The following is an 18,791-nucleotide window of genomic DNA, read 5'->3' as shown; positions in this document are numbered from 1 at the left end:
CCACCTACGCCATAAGGACATTGCCCGTGACTATCCCCAGCCAAATCGCTCTGTCCACCTTGGAGCAGGCGCAAGGCATCATGCTTCAATGGTTTGTGCCTGAAGGGATCTCCGCCGAGCAGGCTATAGAAAAACTACTCCCTATATTGGACAACCCACAGCTGATGCAAGCGATGCGCGAGCTCCGTAAAGAGCTGGAAGAATCATAAACTCCAATTAATCTTTGGTCATCTCGGTTTGTGGGCGTCTAGATGCTGCTCTTTGATGACTTATGAAGCGTTTAATTGCACGCATACTGTTTTAAAGGATATTTACATGACTCGTGTTGAGCGAAATAACTTTTTGCAAAATCATAATAATCTTCTTAAAAAGTTTGAGAGCTATGAGTTCATGTGGGAGCGTTTGCTTAAAGGAACTAAAGCCGGAAAAGCTGTGGATGAAATCAGAGCCTATTTAGACGAAGCGTGTGAGTGCATGCTTACGATGGGCTTGCTACCGGAGGATGATGACATTTTTAGCGATGCTGAGCATTTCACTGCGAAGCTAAAACGTAGTTCTGATCATTCTTGGATTAATGAACCGACTTCAGTTTCGCGAAATTGGCGAGATGAATTAAATATGACAGACGAAGAGTTTTATGCTTATGCGAAAGAACTAAGAAAGGCGGCTCAAGGCGCCTCGGACGACCTGAGTGATATTAGAACTAACCTTGCAGATTCCCTAAGTTTTTACAACCGCTTTGAAGACTCATTGGGTCAATTCCCTGAAGCTGCGCAGGAGAGTAGAGAAAAGTTCTTTCTATCAGATGATGAACTGGGCGAGTTCGCGACGTTTATTGATAACTTCCGTGAGATGTGGGGTGAGTATACGAAGCTAGCGATCAAACTCATATGACCCGTTTCAGCGAAAACGGTCGTCATTTACGCTATTGTGCTTTCTCGTAATTAAGCTCTCTTATGCCTGCGAGGCCATTGCCTCGCGGGCTCCGTGTATCTTGTCACTCACCGAGCGCATCGCTCAGTTCGGAGGACGGCACCACGGCTTCACCAGGGCTGACCGCCGACAAGTTGCCGTCCTGGTAAAGCTTTCGCCACAGGAACCGCTGATTGGCATTGATGCCGTTGCGCCGAGCTGCCACTGAAACGCGTTGTCCTGGCTCAAGGCTCTCTCGCGGTGTGTTGCTATCACTCCTTCGGGCATAAGTCCGGGTGGATCTCACTCCTTCATATGAAATCTTCAGGTATCCGTTACCGGCTTGGCGGAGGACTCTGCAGTTCAGCCTGATGTAACTGGTTCTACAATGGCTAAACGCCATGCTGCGGGCACCGAATTCCTTGGCGTCGCCAGTTATCTATACTAGCTTCGCTACCTGACGAAACCGAACGAAACGAGCGTGAATATTTTGATCGATGAATTCAGTAAGAACGAACGCAACGGCTTCATCTGTGTAATGGGCCATCTGGCAGATAGGTATCCCCATCACGATGTTTGGGAGGGTGTACTTGCCGGCGGAACGGAGGCGATCATATTCGGCACTTACGCTAAAAACAGCGGAAAGCAGAACAGGCCGTCCTTCGCAATTTACAAAAAATCTGATACTAGCGCCCCCGTTTTTGGACTCCGCTTTGACGACAAAGCGATTAGGACAGAAGTAGCAGAGAAGCTAGGCCCAGATGCTTATCGGATTCGTTTTCCATTGAGTGAAATATCCGATGGTCTCTCAGAGCTCAAAGCCCAGTTCGATCTGTGGGCTAAGATTGAGGGGATTTCAAATCGCATGCGGGGCAGCAGTACGATTGTGTTAAGCGAAAACGGCCTACCTCTGGAAAAGAAGGTTTGGCTCGAGGACGATTTGGCGTGGGTCAAGCGCCGGCGGGGGCAGGCTGAATTTCGCGAAAGGCTTATGACCATTTATAGTCGAACGTGCGCACTCACAGGTTGTGCGGTTGAACCAGTGCTAGAGGCGTGCCACATCGCTCCCCACAGTACGGGGATCAACTACGCATCAAGTAATGGGTTACTGATGCGTTCCGACCTTCATCATCTTTTTGATGCTGGGCTACTAAGGATCGACGGAGACGGCATCGTTTATGTCCAGTCGTCAGTGAAGTCTGACCCGAGCTACCAGAATTTGGATGGTCAGAGCATTCAGATGCCAACTATGGATAAGGTGGGGCTTGAGTCATTCAAAAGAGCCCTAGCCACACGATTCTCAGAGCTATCTAGATGATGGTTTATGCTGTCCGGACACCGCTAGAATCATACTCCCTAATGACACCCCCATTGAGGTCGTGTTAGTGGTGCGGTAGCGGCTCACCTGGAGCGAAGACCCTCCCTGGATCATCGTTGGCGGTTGTTGATGTATATCCGCCTCTTGCGGGTACAACAAGGCGCTGTCGCGTGGACATATTCCAGCCATATGATTCGCGTCACCGAAATCTAGAGGGGTGGAGATGACTCGGCCATCAAGGAGTATGCGCAAGCTGCTCGACTCCGTTGCAACGAATAATGAGGCAGCGGCTCTCGATGTGCTGCGCGCAGCAGAGCAGCTTCAAGACGAGGTGCTTCGTCAATGGCTGCTCAATATGATTCACCGGCTCAACCAAGACGCCATTGATTTGCGAATGGCGCGTGACGAAATCCAAGGCGGAGCAATAAAGCTTGCGTGAAGGATCGTGCAGGAATTTTGCATCGCTATTTCGGGCCAACGAGGCCCGGCTGCACCTTGTTTTTTGATGCCGGAAGTCTTACCAGATGAGGCTGATCGCATATCACCCTCAATCGAGTGCATCGACGATTATGTAGTGGCTGAGCCCTGGTGGGGCTGAGTCGCGAACCATTGTAGGCGCTCGAATATCTCACCCGCGTCGCGGACGTAGTCGCTCCTGACTGTACATTCTCAGTGGCACATTTACAGATCCGGATAATCATCAAGCCTTAGGCTAGTAGCAGCCCCGTCCTCCGGCTCGCGCTTAGGCGTATGTGTCACTCCAGCTTCAGCATCAGCACGCATCTGTTCGAGCTCTTTATGAAATGCCTTGTCTTGAACCGTGGGTTTGCTGGTGTACGGTTTGCGCTCTGGCTCAGGCTTGGCTGCATAAGTCGTTAACGCGTCTGGGTCGTGCTGCAGCTTTTCTTGGACTTGCGTTTCCAGCATCGCACGGAGGGCGTCTTTATCGGGACGGGTAAGCAATTTTTTACTCCTAATTGGCAGCCAGCGATTGGCTTATTGGATGGGAAAAGACGGGCCGTCCGAGCCTTAGCTGCAACCGTCTGCGGTGAATGACTTTATCAAGTATGAAAATAGCAAAAAAAGGCGCATGTCTCAGTCTGATGTTGGGTGCCGGCCTCGGTTTCGCAAGGCCGGGTTTCAACGAGAAACAACTATTTGCAGTTCCCCGCCTTTCGATATCCCGCCGCCTGAGCCTCAGATTCTGACGTGAAGGAGATCTGATTTTTCTCGGACACCTGACCATAACCAGGGCACCCCACTGAGAGGTGATACACCTGGCTCTTCCGGTTACCGATGATCACACCTATCCCAGTCGCGCTCGCGAGGGTTGGCTGGGCTGCTACTCGCGGAGGATTGACTGGAACGGCGCTAACAACCCCATCACCAACCGCCTTGTATCCTTGCGACCATTGACGCTCGCCAGTTACGAATGGATTGGAGTGCCCCATGATTGCTGCGATGCGTCGATCTCGCTCTTTCTCCCAAGACGAAACCGGGTACTGCTTGTCCCAAGCCATCAGTAGCTGTTGCTGCTGACGAGACATGTTCAGTTTGTATCTGTCGAACATGTAAAAGGTTGTCCTCGCGACCAACCCTTTGACCTCGTCACGCGGCTCCGCAGCCCGTTGATCGAAATCAACCCGAGTCTTGCACTGCCCATACTGCGGCGCTACTCCGGAGGCCATACCATAGTTGAAATTGCTACGGTCGCCGTTCACCTCGCCAACAGATGGGTAGAGGTTGAACAGATCAGCTTCCATCGCTCGGAATACGGGATCATCATCCACGCAATGTTCTCGACCACCGTTCTGCCAGCATTGGCGTTGGTTACCGAATGTCCAGGCAGGAACGATGTGTTCCCATTCAGTCCGTTCCGCGCGGCTCTGTTGTTTCCTGGTTTGATAGCCGCAAGACTCAGCATCAATCCGGCCCCCCGACTTACCTACCCATGTCCATTTGCAGCCGCAATACAGCTCGCCCATGGCACTGTTCGCCTGGTCGAGGTAGATCTTTTGCTTGGCGATGACCTTGGCTTCGGAAAAGGTCGATGGAGGGCTTGAGAAGGCGGGGGGGATTACTGAGAAGGTCAGCAGCGCTACTACGGAAAGCAGTTTTTTCATTGGAAAGCATTAGCCAATTAAGGGCGCGCATTGTACGCATGACGCCCACGCCCGCTGCAGAATTTCTTAGGGAAACGCAGCCTCGATAAATGCCTCCAGCGCCTTGTCTTCCAGTATCTCAATAGAGAAGTGCCCGAAGCGTTTGGGCAACCAAATGATGCGTGCCCCAGACGGGGATTGCAGGTTCGCACGAGCCAATGGCTTTCCATTTTCGTCTTCTGGCTGAACACCTGTGGCCATCAATTCGTCATAGGCTTTCTCGATGTCCGGCGTCGAGTAGCAGTGGCGGTAAATCATCCCTTCACCCGACGTATCCAATAGCTCTTTCAGGTTCCCCGCCAACGGCTGTACCAACATGAAACGCTCTTGGCCCATCAGCGCAATCGCGTAGCGCACATGCAGACCACCTCGTTCCCAGACAAGTGTTTTGGAGATCCTGGTGTTAAGTATCTGCGCGTAGTAAGCACAGGCTTCGTCGAGATTCGTGACCAGTACATCTACGTGACTGAATTTCAGATCCATTTGCAGTCCTCCTGTTGAAACGGCGTCCATGGTAAACACGACATGGCATTTTCCTCGATGCTTCGCTGATCGAACACGTTTATCCAAAGTCGTAGTGAAATATCAAAACGGCGCTGGTAATGTTCTGGCCACGTTCGTCAAACCATTAAGGGATGGAGACGAAAATAGAAGCCCTGGAGCCGCGAACCTCCGGGGCTTCGTTTTTTCTGCCCGGCAACCACGTAGGCAATCAACAAATAGCTTCTCAGCAGGCTCACGTGACGGCTCCGACAGCGTGGTTTATTGGGTCATAGCCGTAGGTGAAAACAGATTATGGGATAGGCGTATGGACGGCCTAAGCCCATGCAGTGCTAGCCAGCGAGCAAAGTAATTAAGACCAGATGCTTTCAACACTTAAGGCACACTTTCAGGTGCGCGCTCTACACTTACTGACCGTTTCCGACGTGTTACCCCCGAAATTCGCCTCTAATATTTGTTTACCTGGCCCCTCGATCACGCTAATTTGCGGCCAAGCTGGCACGGTGCCGCTATCGTGCATCTCTTGATACACCTTGGCATACGCCTGTCTCTGCCCAACTGGTACCTACCCTGACTCAGGGCGGGATCATCGATCTTGCGTAGTAACCGCATGAGGATTCTGCGGTTTGGCTCTTGTAGGAAGTGTTATGGACGGCGTGAACTTCAAGCAGGTCGATCAGTATGCCCTGTGTCGTGTCGAGAACTTTTCTGATGAGCTCAAGCTCGCGCTGAGGGAGAACCTCACACGGATCTGCCATGGTGCTGATCAGGCCAGCAAGGACAGGACGATCTACAAATACCCTGCGACGATCAAGCATTTCTGGAACGAGCGCTACATCAAGAAACCCTGGGAAACCCGGATCGGCATGCTGGGCGAGCTTCTGTCCCACGTTATCATTCTAAAGCTCTTCCCCGACTTTGACGTCGTCTCGCCGTTCTTCAACATGGAAGAAAAGAGCATCCGGAAGGGGTTTGATCTCCTCCTGTATGAGTCCTCAACCAACAATGTCTGGATCACCGAGGTCAAGTCGGGCGGTAGAGGGGCGGACAAGACCTCTTGCTCGGCCACCAGCGCGCTGTTGCGCCACGCTCGGGACGATCTGAAGAAACGCTTGGCTGAGCCGGAGCTTAACCACTGGTATAACGCGGTCAATGCCGCAAAGAATGCTATCCAAAACAAGACCAGTTACCGAGATTCGGTTATTGAGATTCTGGAGTTGGAAGGTGAATTAGCCGGTGCAGACGGGGCGACCGCTTCGGACAACAATGTCTTTCTGATCTCCGCATTGTTTAGCGATGTCACCCAGGCCATCGCCGAGGAAACCTTGTCGAAATTCACCACCAAGCTTGTCGCTGATGCAGTTTTCAAGACGGTGTGGGTGTTATCCCTTCACAAGGGCACCATGAAAAAGCTGGAAGAGTTCTTGATGTCGGAGGCGGAGCTGTAGCATGGAAGAGCTGACTATCAGGAAGCTGGGCAACACTAAGTTCAAGGATCTGTATTTCCAACTCCTAAAGGGAGACGAACTGGGTAAAACGGAGACCGTGAAGCTTCTGGCTATCGCAGTGCTCCTCCTAAATCACACGACTCCTGCAATTCGGCGCCTTGGTTATCGCATCATCCTCTTTTACGGGAATGCATCTGGTCAGTACCAGGCGCTGTACGATGTGGCTGTCAACAGCGGCCTGCACCCTGTCTCAGCAGTGATCAGCAGCTACTTTTCCGAGGACGACCACCGCAGCGAGTCATTCATCCGGAACATTGTGGGCAGCTACGTTGATACCTTCCGCGATCAAGGCATTGTGCTGACTGAGCAACAGGACGCCCTGCGGACATTCGTTCAGTCGGAGTACCGTAAATCCTCAGTCGTGGTTGCTCCGACCAGCTACGGCAAATCTGAGCTCATCATCCAATCGGTGAAGGAAAATCCGGAGCAGCGGGTGCTGATCCTCGTGCCCTCGAAGGCCCTGCTGGCCCAGACGAAGAAGCGCTTGATCTACGCGGACATCGAGGGGCTAGGCAAGGTGGTGACCCACCCCGAGATGTATTCGGTGGAGCGGAATAACAGGGCCTTTGTTCTGACTCAGGAGCGGCTCAACAGGCTCCTGAACGAGAACGCTGGGCTGACCTTCGATATGGTCTTCGTTGACGAAGCCCACAACCTGCTGCAGAGCGACCGCAGAAGTGAGTTACTCGCCGCCATGCTGTGCATCCTAGGGGCTCGTAACGCAGAGACGTCGTTCAAGTTCCTTACTCCCTTCCTGTGCGATGAGCTCAATGTCCGTGTGCGCTTCCTGGACATGATCCCGAGCGGGTTCAAGATCGACGAGTACATCAAGTCAGAGCGTTTCTACATCAGAGATTTTAGGGCAGGGAAGGGCGAGACGAAGCTCAAGCTTTACGACCATTTCCTGAATGACTCGATGGAATTCGACAGGAAGTATGCTAACTGCTTCGAGTTCATCAAGGGCGAAGCGCTGTCCAAAAATATCGTTTACGGCAACAAGAAGAAGGGCATTGAATCTTTCGCTGTCGAGCTGGCGGCAGTGCTGCCGCCTATGGATTGCCCCTTGATTCAGACCGCTTGCGACGAGCTGGAAGAACTTTTTGACCGGCGCTACAAGCTGATCAGCTGCTTGCGAAAGGGGGTCATGTACCACCATGGTTCGATTCCTGACACCATTCGCTTGTACCTGGAGAGCCTGTTCAGCAGTTCCAAAAAGATGAAATTCCTGGTCTGCAACTCGACCCTGCTTGAGGGGGTGAATCTGCCAATCGAGAGGCTGTTTGTCTATGACTTCACCAAGGGCAGAAGCTACCTGACCTCATCCCAGTTCAAGAACCTAGTGGGGCGCGTGAACCGATTCAGTGAAGTCTTTGCACCGGGTGCGGAAGCTGCGCTGAAGAAGCTGGAATCCAGCATCTACCTGCTAGGCGTGGATGGTTATACAAGCAAGCGGGCGGATCTGGAAAACTTCTACAAGAAGGCCGTGAACGTCTCGAAGGTCGACAAGGATACCGTCAGCAATGTACTGCTGGAGGCGACCAAGATCGTCGACGGTAAGGTATCGGATCGGTACGAGGACGCCGTTGAGCGCCTGGAAAACCTGCACCCTGGTGTGGTTCGAGATCGCGAGTGTAAGTACGTCACCACTGAGGTAGGCAAGCTCCTCATCGCGAATAGCGTCAGTGAAATCGATGTATTCGAGCAGGAAGAGGCCATCGACAGCATTATCAGGCGGAGCGTTGAGGCGAACGGTGTCATCAATACCGTCGACAGGCTGATGGTTGCCATCTGGAAGTCTTTCGTCGAGTACTTTGACGAAAGCCGAGAGTACAGCGATCTGCTGCGTCTCAAGCAGGAGCCAGCGCGGAATTTCTACGCCATGATCCTGGACTGGAAGCTGAAGAAATACAGCGTGAAGCAGACCATCCGGTTTACGCTCGATTACTGGAAGAAGCTGGTCGAGGAAAACCGTAGTGACCACGTGTTTGTGGGCAAGTGGGGAGACACGACCTATGGCGACAGCAAGTTCGAGAATTGGGTAAGGATATCCAAAAAGGACGTCACCGAGCGGATCAACCTTGCGATTGTCCGCCTCAAAGACGAGGACGATTTCTTCGACAACAAGATCTTCAAATTCGTTGAGGTCTTGAACGGCCTAGGCGCCCTGGATCCGGGGTTCTACAAGCTCATCAAATACGGTACAGCTGATGACACCAAGATCAAGCTGATCCGAGATGGTTACAGTCATGGCCTTGCAGACCTGATGCTTGAGAGATACCCCGAAACTGTAAGGACAACACTCGGCGGTGAGGTCGAAGTGAGCCCTCGTCTCGTCAACATGATGGTCGTGAATGGGGAGAGCGATCTGCTGATATTTGAGGCCAAAATGAATCTAAAACCAGCTTGACCGAAACTTCTAGCCAACGGCTGGTAGGTTGCTCAGCAAAGCCTACCAAGCGGTTCATCGCCGGTTGCTACTCGCGGTTACGGGGCAGTCGCACGAGGTGCCTTAGCGCACGACGGTTTGCGATCACGCGGCCTCAGATTTCCAAGGATTCAATGGATATGCCTTCGTCGGGTGTCACTCGGGCTCGAGCCCGGCTGTACGTCAAGTTCATGCTAAATGGAAATCAGGGAGGAAATTCTGGGCAAACCAGGGTGGTAAGCCTGCCTCCAGCCTTTGGAAGTTGGATGGCGTGCTCACCACGATGCCAAGGTTGAGCAGCCGGTTGAGCTGGTCGCTCGCTGCTTCTGGTGGAAGACCGGTAAAAGTTACGAATTCAGTGCGAGGCAATGAGCCTTGGACTAACAGCGCTAGGAGCGCCGGCATCGTTTCTGGGCTGACGCCCGCTCCCGTCAATCGCGAGTTTGTTCTATACGCAAGGGTAACGGACTCACGAAGCTGGTGACGACTCAGAGCGGTAGTCATGTAGTCCACCTCCTGATGAGAAACATCAAGCATGAAGTCGATGAAGGCGATCAGCTCCTTGCCTTTGAGTGGTTGAGCACCCTCAAGCCCATATGTCTGCATGGAATCATTCATACCTGTAGCAGACTGATACTCGTCGAGCCTTCGGCCCAGGCCCCGCGAAAGAGACCACAGATGTGGCTGTAGTCCAAGCAGTGCGAAGTGCTCGAATGTAAGCGCCCGCGCAAAAGCCCCGATGCCATGACGGGGTGTTCGGCTATGGAGAAGCTGGTAGTGCTGACACACGGCCGCGACGATGCGTCGACGAAGCTCCGGGATTTCACCGAAGACGCTCTGATGATGCTCAAGTATGACCGCCCGATTAAAGACCTCTGGCTCAGAAGACCCTCCATCAATCTTGCTCGAGTAATGAGCGTTGGTGGCTTTTAGCAGGTCACTCAAGCATGCAGCAGTCTCTGGCGCGACTAGGCCAGCGAGGAATGCGGTCTTCCTTATAAGCTCATCTGCTCGAGCCAGAGTCGATGTAGGAATCGAACCGGGAAGGGTGGGCTGTAGCCAGTAATCAGTCATCAGCGTGGTATCTGTAGAAGGGCATTGCTTCAATCATCTTCCGCAGGAAGCGGAGAGTTGATGTCAACCTCGATACCGCCGATCAAAGAGTCGAGGCGAGCCAGGAGGGTTGAATCAAGGGCGATCAGTTTCTCAGGGTGACGCCGGATGTCGTCTTCCAGTAGCGTCAGAAACTCGTAGAGCCCCTGGTCGTTATTTGAGGTGTACGAGCGCTCTGGCTCATTGACAGAGTGGATCCTGGAAATAGGTGGAGTAGGATTTGAATCGTTCATGGCACTGACAATATCCCTGGGTGAAGTGCTTGTCATGCGCTGCTTTCGGAAGTCGTAAAGTGGTGCTGCCGCTGAGAGGGTATGTCGCTGATTCGGGCCCTTGGCCCGGCTAGCCTGAGGTCTGTCAGAGGGAGATGAAAGTGCTGTCATCGATCAAGGAATACCAACCAGGGCCCGAGATCCCACAGAGCATTTGGATGACCCTAGGGCTCCCATCACGCGGCACCATGCTTCATGACCTGGTTCATGAAGGACTGCCATTCGAATACTTTGAACGGATAGCGAGCCTTTTGCAGGCGCAGAGAGGGGTAATCTCCAAGGCTATTTGCGTCGCGCCTACAACGTTGGCACGTAGGGCGAAAGCAGGGCGGTTCAACACCTTAGAAAGCGACCGCCTCGTCGCATTGGTAGCTGTCTTTGAGAAAGCCGTTTACCTGTTCGAAAACGATGTGGCCGCTGCAACGGAATGGATGAGTATGCCGGTTCGTGGGCTTGGTTCGAAGCGTCCTCTGGATATGATGAGGACGGGGGTGGAAACGAAGGCCATCTTTGATCTTATTGGCCGATTGGAGCAGGGGGTTCTTGTGTGAGATTCGATAGACGATCCGTTGAGCTGGAGAGCTATAGCTACTTTGAGCACCGAGGACAGATGAGGAAACTCCCGCGCATCAAACCGAGCGCCCGTAATGAAATTCGTGAGGTTGATCCGCCATGCTGAGAGCACAAATGCGGGTATCAGCGATCCTACTCACCCTGGTCAGCAGCATTGGCTCATGCGACCGCTTTATCACAGGCAACGTGAGATAAGCGCGTGTGACACGATCTAGTTTACTGGTCAGCAGGAACAGTGGTGTTCCGGATGAGCCACCAAAGTAAATTGGCATGAACTGCCGTGTGCCGATCACAATAGTCGAGGGTCACCGAAGGCCCCGTCGGCCATGGGATTCGAGATGAGATCCACTTCAGACTCCAAACTCTCCCAATCCTCATAAGTCGACAGGATCAACCCCGTCACGCTGCCAGAGCTCGGGTATCCCGAGTCTGGCATCAAGCGACCTGTAGCACTCGCAGTAGCTCAAGGTGTCAAAGTCGTTGAATAACTCCTTAAGAGTATGCGTTACGCGCAAACGGGGTACACAAGAAAACGAGAGCCGAAGCAATGAAGAAAAAGATACCACCGACCAATGCGGCATCAGTCACTGCCTTAAGCGCCTCCAAAGCACTCTGAGAGGCCTCTAATTTGTGTTGAGCCAAAAAGCAATCAGCCTCGTAGCTCGATAGCAGCCTGCAGTCTGTCTGATCCAGGAAGCGGTGAGTCATTGCCTCAAACTTGTATTTGTCGGCGTAAGCATCAATTTCTTTGTCGTACAGCGTCACTGCGGTTTGCGACGCACCGATCAGCCAGATAGCGAGGCACACCGTACTTGCTTTGAATAAGCCAGAGTAGGTTGCCCGGTCAAAGATAGTATGGAAGAGGATCTTGCCACCCGTACTTGGCGTAGCAGGTTGGACGATTTTAGTATCTTCGGCTTTTTTTTGCGTGTGCTGCGCACCCATGCCTTTCTCCATGTCTAGGTAAGTTAAAACCGATGAAAGTCAGCCGGACGTTCATTCGCCACCAGCCAGCGGCACAGCTTTCTGATTAGCGTGATAGGCCGCAAAAATTTTCGTGTGTTCTCCTACAATCATGAAGAGCAGAGGTTTATCGAGGGTCGAGCCGAGCTTTGCCCATTCCGTGTAATCAATTCCAGAGGGCGACGGGACATGCCGTGACTGGCAGTCTCCCACTGCATGTGGGGCTCGTCGGTGAAGTCAGCACGGCTTGGGCCTTGCAACTACTGGCGGATGCCAATATGGCGGGTATCGAAACGCCAGACTTGCTCATTCAGGGCGACATGTTGCGGGAAAACCAAGTGTCGGTCGCCAGCGAGCAGCGCGACCTGCATAAGGTTCGGCAACAGGCTGTCGCTCTGGGCCGCTATCTGTACAGCCACCGGCAGCAACTCCGTAGCAAGCGTTTGTTCTGGGCAGAGGCCTGGCGCCGTTTACCGCTGCGCAACGGCGCGACATGCTTGAACTGCTGGACGACCGCTACGGTAACCGCTCGACGCTAGTGACCAGCCAGATGCCAGTGGACAAATGGCACGCGCTGATCGGCGATCCGACCTTGGGCGATGCGATCCTCGACCGGCTGGTGCACAACGCTTATCGGATCGAACTGAAAGGCGAATCGATGCGCAGACGCGCAACGAAATTGACGGCGACAGAGACTTCAGACTAACAATGCAAACCTGCGTCGCTGCGCTCCGACTGCCCGGCCGGATGATCGTGGAACAGGTGGCCGGATGTTGGTGGGCTGGGTGGCCGGATGGCGTGGAATCCGCATCATGACCTGGTTCATGAAGGACTGCCATTCGAATACCTTGAACGGATAGCGAGCCTTTTGCAGGCGCAGAGAGACGTTATATCCAAGGCTATTTGCATAGCACCATCGACGTTAGCGCGTAGAGCGAAAGCAGGGCGGTTCAATTCCGTAGAAAGCGACCACCTCGTTGCATTGGTAGCTGTCTTTGAGGGCGCACTCTGCCTGTTCGAAAACGATGTGGCCGCTGCAACGGAATGGATGAGTGTGCCGGTTCGTGGGCTTGGTTCGAAGCGTCCTCTGGATATGATGAGGGCGGGGGTGGAAACGAGGGCTGTCCTCTATCTTATCGGCCAGCTGGAAAGGGGTGTTCTAGTGTGAGATCCGTCAGGCGGACTAATTGATAGGCTGTCACCTAAGCACACTCTGACAATCGAGACTCACGAACACCACCATCAGGTTCTTAACGCATCTCTGTGCGCTGCGAGGTGCTGCATCTCGGCTGACCATAGTTGTAAAAAACGGCGCCAATCTCTCGCATAACAGCCTTGCCGCAGGCGAGTAGATCCGGTGCTCGCTTCTTCGAAACGCGTCTTCCAAGGCTCTGGTATGTGCTCGTCAAGCACGACTACAAAGTGGGATCCGCTGACTCCCACGATCGCGGTGTCTGGGACACATTCTCTCAGCTCATTAACCGACATGGCGATTGCATCGCCAATGGGGTCATCTCGATCTTGTCGCTCAATTTCATCAAGAATCGCAAGGTACTGAATCGCGAGATCAGATCCAGGCTGCAGCTTTTCTAAATCCCACAAAGCGTAGCGACGTTTGCGTTCGCGTTGCCAGAGACAAGTCGCGTCAATCATCACTATTTTCCACTATTCCAGGCCTCAGTGAGCTCGTTTATTCGATCCACGATTAGCGTGCAACTGTTCGAGCTGATCATGCCTCCGAAGTACAGTATAGGTCGATGGGATCAGCCCCATCGCGCTGCGTGGACTCATGAGGCGGCCTACAGGCTGGGAGGTCTGGATCTATCTAAAGACGTCGTGATTTCGGGCCCTTGGGCCCGGCTTGCGGGCATTTGCTACCACATCATACTGTCAGTGTTCATTTCCTTAGGTGTTAGGCACTCGTCGATAGCAAAGTCGGTAGTTGTGTATTTACCAGCCCGCATAATGAGAAACTATGCGGCCCCAGGCCGAGAGTGCCGGCCCATTGCTGCGAAGGATGTTCATTGCCTCGGCGGCAGGGATTTTGGTCGGACAGCCACCAGTCAGATATGTCTTGTCTTTCCCCGGGCAGTACAAGTGCATGATCGTTAAAACCATGATCTGTTGCAGCGGCGACATTGCGCGATAGCTTTTGCGCATTGCTTTCAAGGATTCGGGGACGGGCTCTTCTCCGCCAGCCCAATCGAAGCCGCGAGGCCGCAAGTTGTAATGGCTGCCTTCACTACCGTAGGCGCGTTCGACGTGCTCAAAACAACCCTCAAGCGAGTAAGCCTCAACGATGCCCCACACCGCTTCTCCAAAAATATGTCCGCGCTCTGATGCACAGGGGAATGTATGGATGGCTCCGCAAACCATCGCCAGCGCCGTAAGTTCACCACCGTCCATGCAAGGCACTTTATCAACCATATCAACCAACGCCCATCCTGGAAAACGGCCAGCAGCGAACGTAGGGTTAACTGCCGCGTAGGCAGCAAGGGCGACTGGTTGTAGTGAATGGTGGATGTAGGCTTGGCTGGCAATGTGAACATCCGTGAATGCCCATACACCTTCCGAAAGCTGATGGACGCCAATAGCAGACAAAAGGCCTTTGGCTTGGACGACGTAGGTGTTGTTCACGATTAGACTTCCTTTGCACTGTTTGGTGTCTCATTGGCGCCCATTCTGTTTCGGATAAACACAAATAGGGTGATCGCTTTCTGGATTCGTTCAGTTATTGGCTTCGTCATCGGGGCAAGCGGAGCGCGCAGGCGTGAGGATGGATGCCCATAGGGCCGAGACGCAGGTGCTTGCGCCGAAGGCTCGGTTCACGACAGCCGTCCCCTACAAGGGGCACGCAAAAAATCATAGTCGTTCACGGGCCTCAGAACTTAATGTCATCATCAAAACTATCTGGATCATCTGGTAATAGCCCCCTTTCCCTAGGCTCTGACCCGTAATCAATATTTTCAGGTTTCCATTCATCCCAAAACAAAAACATATCAGCCGTAAAACCCGTAATGCCTAATTCATTGGTTGCTAAAATTTCAGGAACATATGCCCTAAACAACCTGCCGCCATCAAATCCCTGGCCAACATTTCTATCCTTAATAAATACTGTTGTCCAAGAGTCATACATCACACAAGAAGCAATATCCTCCCAAGCCTCTTCAAAACCCTCAAATTTCTCTCCGTTCAATTGAGCGTCGTATGCGATGAAAAGCGTTCCCTTTGAAGCATGCAGCACCTTCACTGGGGAAAGCTGCCCCATGACGATTGCCTGCTCTATCAAGTCGATGACTCGAGTGTCAGGTTTGCCCTCCCAAAGAACAGCAAATTTCTGCATGCATACAACATCAAGGGGCATATAGTTAACGTCCAGTGATTGCTGTGTGCTGAACACTGTGTACCCACCCTCATTATCTTCATTCGCGGGATGTTCGTGTTCTGTATAAAGCAGGCGGGAATAGATCACGATACGCACCCTTTGACAAAACTACGGTAATGACAGCTGATGTGGAGTAGGCCAGTGCCTTTAATGAGGCGTGACCCTTCGAGCCACCGTATTAAGCGTCAGGCTTCCGATTATTCGGATAGATGTAATACGCCGACATCAGACTTTTGGTATGACCCATAATGTCTGCGAAATTTGGTGTTTCAACCGGGCAGTGCTGAATAGTTTCAGGCTGACCATCCTCTTGTGATTGGCGAAACCACAGATCTTCATCGATTAGCTCTATATCCGAGAAGTCATCGAGAGCCTTCAGATCGTATGGCTCAATTCCCAAGCTATAAGATTCCAGAATTTCTTTCGCATCCTGCCAAAAGACGTAGTCGGAGTGCCCAGAGTAGACCTCGTTAACGTTCGCAAAATCTACCGTTAGCCGAATGTGGCTCAAACATATGACCTGTTCCCACAGTGACTCGACTTCCTGGAAGGTGGCGCTTGATACGCCACTGTCCAGAAAAAGGTAGAGAGAGTCTTCGTGTACGGCGATAAGCTTCACAGGCGACATCGCTCCCAAAATATAGGCGCGCTCTAGGGCTGCGGTAAGGTAAGGATTCAAATGATCGCCGTACATGACTGCAAAGCATTGCTTGGCTGCCTGTGGCATCACCTCCAGACTTGGGGCTTTCCATTGCAAGCAACTGAACACAACATGATTGGGGGCGTCGCGAGGCTCAACAGGATCGCATTCAGAGTAAAAAATGTCTGAAAAGGTCATTGCGGCTTCCCTCTTGGATGTACGTAGATCAACGTCGACTTTTGAACAACGGTCGTCGCAATCAATAGATGAGGACTCATATTCCATGTACAGGAAGCGAGAGTATTACATATGATTACCCCTCTGGTAATTTAGGGTGAAATTTAGCTTTGAAAGTGAAGTTTTCCGCAAGATTTTCTTGTCGTATAAGCTGGGCTGCTGCGGCCTCGAATATTCAATCGTGCGCTAATATTGATTACTAAAGATCAGTTCTTTGGTTGTGTCAAGGATGTTGTAGAGCCGTTTGTCGGGTGTCAATACATGGTATTTAATTGAAGTCATATGTTTGTGACAATATAGTTGATTTGTTAATTTGGCCAAATAATTTGGAGTTGTTAGTTTGTCGCTAGTGTTTGTTTTATTCTTGATTGATAGTTGTGTTGAGGTCGCTTGTTGCTGTTTATTTGTAGGGGGTGTAGCCGGCACTCTAATAGTTAGAAGAGACACGATCTGACGCATCGAGAAATGTGCGGCGGTACCTACCATACCGAAATGAGAGGTCATCGACAGATAGACTTAACATCTAGAATCATACAGTTGTAAAAATATCAATCACCGCATAAAGATATCTTGCTCAGTTTAATCGGACTCGGCACTATTCTGGTCGAGCTCCCCTCGGGTGGTTGCTATTTCTTCCCCGCGTTAGCTGGGGATGGATTCATCCTCGATCGTCCTCCCAGAATCACGGATCATTCGTCGGACTATTTCTTATCTACTTCTTCGCTATACCCGAGGACGACCGCAGCTTCCTGATGTATGTCTGCCCTTTGTGAACTACTAGGCAATGATCTAGATGAGTTTGCTACCTTCGATATCTCGACTTCTCGGGTCTGATTGGGCTACGCGACGGGCGATTGGAGGTGTCGCTGGTTCGGGCCCGCTGGCCCGGCTTAGCCTTGGGCATTTCAGACGTCATGTCGTAGGCTATATGAGGCCACGCACTAAAGCACACCAACGAGGTACATCAGCCATGATTACCACATTCAGCTGTACCCAAGCTCGCCGGCGAATCCGCCGCCTGTTTGCGCTGGTCGCACAAGGCCACAGTTTCGTCATTACTAAGCACGGGCGAGAAATGTGGCGGCTGATGGCTGCAGAGGCGAAGGGGTAACCGGTGATAGAGCAGTCGTTGATCAAAGACTATCAACCTGCGGAGCCGACTCCAGGAAGCATCTGGACAGAGCTAGGGTTGCCTTCACGCGGCGCCAGACTGTTTGACCTCATCTACCTTGGACTGTCTTTCGAGTACCTTGATCGGGTAGCAAACCTTCTGCAGGTTAAGCGAGAGGTAATTGGCAAGGCTATTCGCATGTTGCCCACGACAGTGTCGAGAAGGTCGAAAGCTGGTCGCTTGAGCACCAAAGAAAGTGATCGCTTAGTAGCATTGATAGCTGTCTTTGAGGGCGCCATTTGCTTGCTCGAATGCGATGTCGCGGCAGCAACCGAATGGATGAATTCACCGGTGCGAGGGCTAGGATCGAAGCGTCCAATCGACATGCTGGGGACGAGGGTAGAAACGCAAGCTGTATTGGATTTTATCGGTCAACTAGAGGAGGGAGCTCTGGTTTAAGGTCACAAAGCAGGCTGTTGCCGCTTCGAGCGCATTCCGTGCTTGAATTCTCCGAGCATCTGGCCAACTTCCTGGTAGCGACTCGCACTGTCCACGTCTGCTTGCCGGATAGATGTGAGATTTTTGCAGAAACTGGTGAGAATGGACTTGATTTTAGGTCGGTCGAAGCTCTGGAACTTATCCACGATCTCAAGCGTTCACTACACCGGAAATTCGCCGCACGATTGCCAAAATCGAGGCTTAAGGCTTAGACGGGAATGCGGTAGCTGGATTAGAGCTGACCCAGTAGAAGTGGTCAGGAATCGTTGTAGTCGTATCCACCCGAGCAGATGCTATGCGGCTCCAGTACGACATCCTGCCCCTGATTGATCAAGGACTCGTTTCGAGGAATTACTTCGAACACCTCCTGGTTTGTGGCCAGTTGAGCCTGGATGGTCATTTGGTAGTCGTCTGGTGCTACCTAATCGGTCGGGTACCTATTGCTATTCAAAATATTTGATTACAGGTAACGACCGGCCAGCAAAGACTCGGTAGTCTGCGCCCACCCTTTCTATACCACGTAGGTACAAGTGCCGAACGTTTCTGCTGAAGCAGTTCTAAGCTGTGAATCCATTGTTCGAAAGGAGATTGAGTACAGCGTGGCTCACGAAATATGGCTCAGCGTGAAGCGATCGGCCTGGATGTTGAGAATGCAGAGGTTGTTGCCAACGATTTGGCAACCGCCGCTGTCACGGAGAGTCGAAAGCCCGGTCTGTCCGATTACGTGAAAGCCATGCTTGTCCGGATCGAAGAGACCACCGTTAGTTCGTATGGCTACATTCCGGATATTTTCACTATCTCAGATGCTGCGCTGACATCGCTGGTTAGCTGCGCCTTGGATCTGGATGTCGACGAGCTCGTCGGTGCGGGCTTTTTCAAACGCTTCCGCCAGCGTCAGCGGGCAGTTAAATCCAGTTGAGGTTGTGTGGATCGTCTGTTGGGGCTACGAAGTTTGCTCGCCCTTGCGTCGGGCCTTGACCCGTTCGTCGTTTTGGATGGTCGGGATGGGGGGTGAGCTACCTGTCCGGCGGCTGCTGTCCATCTGATCCAGACAGTGTGGAAAAGACCCTATACAATCATGACCCTAGCTCGTTTGGTTTACATTTTTGGGGTTGAAGGGCATCTCGGATAGGTGGCCCATGCGCCCCAAAAGACAGCTTGGTTTACATTTGA

The 18,791-nt window shown here is 52.2% G+C and carries 21 protein-coding genes and 2 pseudogenes; 11 read left to right on the top strand and 12 right to left on the bottom strand.

Annotated features, from left to right (window positions below; all coding sequences use genetic code 11):
* Positions 1 to 26 precede the first annotated feature (26 nt).
* Together ACA058_RS23455 and ACA058_RS23450 are read left to right on the top strand one after the other, a co-directional pair.
* Positions 27 to 209 carry a hypothetical protein gene (locus tag ACA058_RS23455; protein WP_497636117.1) on the top strand — a complete coding sequence of 61 codons (183 nt, stop codon included), beginning with the start codon at positions 27 to 29 and terminating at the stop codon, positions 207 to 209.
* A 106-nt stretch (positions 210 to 315) separates the two neighbouring features.
* Positions 316 to 894, top strand: a complete 579-nt coding sequence (locus ACA058_RS23450) for a hypothetical protein (RefSeq protein ID WP_497636116.1) — start codon at positions 316 to 318, stop codon at positions 892 to 894.
* A gap of 112 nt (positions 895 to 1,006) precedes the next feature.
* On the opposite strand, the pseudogene ACA058_RS23445 reads toward ACA058_RS23450, so the two are convergent.
* Positions 1,007 to 1,171 (bottom strand): annotated as a pseudogene (locus tag ACA058_RS23445) (transposase); the annotation flags it as partial.
* A gap of 222 nt (positions 1,172 to 1,393) precedes the next feature.
* On the opposite strand from ACA058_RS23445, the gene ACA058_RS23440 reads away from it, so the two are divergent.
* The gene (locus tag ACA058_RS23440) at positions 1,394 to 2,230 is read left to right on the top strand and encodes an HNH endonuclease (protein ID WP_497636115.1); all 837 of its coding nucleotides are present in this window, start codon (positions 1,394 to 1,396) and stop codon (positions 2,228 to 2,230) included.
* 223 nt (positions 2,231 to 2,453) lie between these two features.
* Complete coding sequence (locus ACA058_RS23435; RefSeq protein WP_497636114.1) at positions 2,454 to 2,669, top strand: hypothetical protein; 216 nt, start codon at positions 2,454 to 2,456, stop codon at positions 2,667 to 2,669.
* Positions 2,670 to 2,911: 242 nt separating this feature from the next.
* Here the strand turns inward: ACA058_RS23435 and ACA058_RS23430 are convergent, their stop codons facing one another.
* The 3 genes from ACA058_RS23430 to ACA058_RS23420 all read right to left on the bottom strand — a co-directional run bounded on the left by ACA058_RS23430 (position 2,912) and on the right by ACA058_RS23420 (position 4,875).
* Complete coding sequence (locus tag ACA058_RS23430; RefSeq protein ID WP_497636113.1) at positions 2,912 to 3,193, bottom strand: hypothetical protein; 282 nt, start codon at positions 3,191 to 3,193, stop codon at positions 2,912 to 2,914.
* A gap of 191 nt (positions 3,194 to 3,384) precedes the next feature.
* Positions 3,385 to 4,353 (bottom strand): endonuclease, encoded by a 969-nt coding sequence (locus ACA058_RS23425; protein WP_497636112.1) that lies wholly within the window; start codon positions 4,351 to 4,353, stop codon positions 3,385 to 3,387.
* A gap of 66 nt (positions 4,354 to 4,419) precedes the next feature.
* On the bottom strand, positions 4,420 to 4,875 hold the full coding sequence (locus ACA058_RS23420; RefSeq protein WP_497636111.1) for a VOC family protein: 456 nt from the start codon (positions 4,873 to 4,875) through the stop codon (positions 4,420 to 4,422).
* A 665-nt stretch (positions 4,876 to 5,540) separates the two neighbouring features.
* Between ACA058_RS23420 and ACA058_RS23415 the strand changes: the two genes are divergently transcribed.
* Together ACA058_RS23415 and ACA058_RS23410 are read left to right on the top strand one after the other, a co-directional pair.
* A complete protein-coding gene (locus tag ACA058_RS23415; protein ID WP_497636110.1) occupies positions 5,541 to 6,341 on the top strand; it encodes a Hachiman antiphage defense system protein HamA in 801 nt (266 codons plus the stop codon).
* A gap of 1 nt (position 6,342) precedes the next feature.
* On the top strand, positions 6,343 to 8,808 hold the full coding sequence (locus tag ACA058_RS23410; RefSeq protein ID WP_497636109.1) for a DEAD/DEAH box helicase: 2,466 nt from the start codon (positions 6,343 to 6,345) through the stop codon (positions 8,806 to 8,808).
* Positions 8,809 to 9,015: 207 nt separating this feature from the next.
* Here ACA058_RS23410 and ACA058_RS23405 read toward each other — a convergent pair whose 3' ends face one another.
* The gene (locus ACA058_RS23405) at positions 9,016 to 9,900 is read right to left on the bottom strand and encodes a Fic family protein (RefSeq protein ID WP_497636108.1); all 885 of its coding nucleotides are present in this window, start codon (positions 9,898 to 9,900) and stop codon (positions 9,016 to 9,018) included.
* Between the two features lie 29 nt (positions 9,901 to 9,929).
* Positions 9,930 to 10,172 carry a type II toxin-antitoxin system PrlF family antitoxin gene (locus tag ACA058_RS23400; protein ID WP_497636107.1) on the bottom strand — a complete coding sequence of 81 codons (243 nt, stop codon included), beginning with the start codon at positions 10,170 to 10,172 and terminating at the stop codon, positions 9,930 to 9,932.
* 134 nt (positions 10,173 to 10,306) lie between these two features.
* Between ACA058_RS23400 and ACA058_RS23395 the strand changes: the two genes are divergently transcribed.
* Positions 10,307 to 10,762: an antitoxin Xre-like helix-turn-helix domain-containing protein gene (locus tag ACA058_RS23395; protein ID WP_497636106.1), complete on the top strand. Its 456-nt coding sequence runs from the start codon at positions 10,307 to 10,309 to the stop codon at positions 10,760 to 10,762.
* Between the two features lie 514 nt (positions 10,763 to 11,276).
* On the opposite strand, the gene ACA058_RS23390 is transcribed toward ACA058_RS23395, so the two are convergent.
* Both ACA058_RS23390 and ACA058_RS23385 read right to left on the bottom strand, forming a co-directional pair.
* The gene (locus ACA058_RS23390) at positions 11,277 to 11,729 is read right to left on the bottom strand and encodes a hypothetical protein (RefSeq protein ID WP_497636105.1); all 453 of its coding nucleotides are present in this window, start codon (positions 11,727 to 11,729) and stop codon (positions 11,277 to 11,279) included.
* 278 nt (positions 11,730 to 12,007) lie between these two features.
* Entirely contained in the window at positions 12,008 to 12,166 is a 159-nt protein-coding gene (locus tag ACA058_RS23385; protein ID WP_497636104.1) for a hypothetical protein, read from the bottom strand.
* A 38-nt stretch (positions 12,167 to 12,204) separates the two neighbouring features.
* On the opposite strand from ACA058_RS23385, the pseudogene istB reads away from it, so the two are divergent.
* Both istB and ACA058_RS23375 read left to right on the top strand, forming a co-directional pair.
* Positions 12,205 to 12,453, top strand: a pseudogene (gene istB, locus ACA058_RS23380) (IS21-like element ISPre4 family helper ATPase IstB); the annotation flags it as partial.
* Between the two features lie 87 nt (positions 12,454 to 12,540).
* Complete coding sequence (locus ACA058_RS23375) at positions 12,541 to 12,915, top strand: Xre family toxin-antitoxin system antitoxin (RefSeq protein WP_497636103.1); 375 nt, start codon at positions 12,541 to 12,543, stop codon at positions 12,913 to 12,915.
* A gap of 74 nt (positions 12,916 to 12,989) precedes the next feature.
* On the opposite strand, the gene ACA058_RS23370 is transcribed toward ACA058_RS23375, so the two are convergent.
* From ACA058_RS23370 to ACA058_RS23355, 4 genes are all read right to left on the bottom strand, one after another.
* A complete protein-coding gene (locus ACA058_RS23370) occupies positions 12,990 to 13,400 on the bottom strand; it encodes a hypothetical protein (protein WP_497636102.1) in 411 nt (136 codons plus the stop codon).
* A gap of 297 nt (positions 13,401 to 13,697) precedes the next feature.
* Complete coding sequence (locus tag ACA058_RS23365) at positions 13,698 to 14,384, bottom strand: hypothetical protein (RefSeq protein ID WP_497636101.1); 687 nt, start codon at positions 14,382 to 14,384, stop codon at positions 13,698 to 13,700.
* A 244-nt stretch (positions 14,385 to 14,628) separates the two neighbouring features.
* Positions 14,629 to 15,219: a hypothetical protein gene (locus tag ACA058_RS23360; RefSeq protein WP_497636100.1), complete on the bottom strand. Its 591-nt coding sequence runs from the start codon at positions 15,217 to 15,219 to the stop codon at positions 14,629 to 14,631.
* A gap of 91 nt (positions 15,220 to 15,310) precedes the next feature.
* Positions 15,311 to 15,970, bottom strand: coding sequence for a hypothetical protein (locus ACA058_RS23355; RefSeq protein ID WP_497636099.1), 660 nt, complete (start codon positions 15,968 to 15,970; stop codon positions 15,311 to 15,313).
* A gap of 1,168 nt (positions 15,971 to 17,138) precedes the next feature.
* Here ACA058_RS23355 and ACA058_RS23350 point away from each other — a divergent pair.
* Positions 17,139 to 17,579: an antitoxin Xre/MbcA/ParS toxin-binding domain-containing protein gene (locus ACA058_RS23350; protein WP_497636098.1), complete on the top strand. Its 441-nt coding sequence runs from the start codon at positions 17,139 to 17,141 to the stop codon at positions 17,577 to 17,579.
* Positions 17,580 to 18,231: 652 nt separating this feature from the next.
* Positions 18,232 to 18,537 carry a hypothetical protein gene (locus tag ACA058_RS23345; protein ID WP_497636097.1) on the top strand — a complete coding sequence of 102 codons (306 nt, stop codon included), beginning with the start codon at positions 18,232 to 18,234 and terminating at the stop codon, positions 18,535 to 18,537.
* Positions 18,538 to 18,791: the final 254 nt, after the last annotated feature.

The sequence above is a fragment of the Pseudomonas sp. LBUM1649 genome, assembly GCF_059716155.1.
Note: the sequence above shows the minus strand (reverse complement) of the source record. Positions and strands in the feature narration are given on the sequence as shown.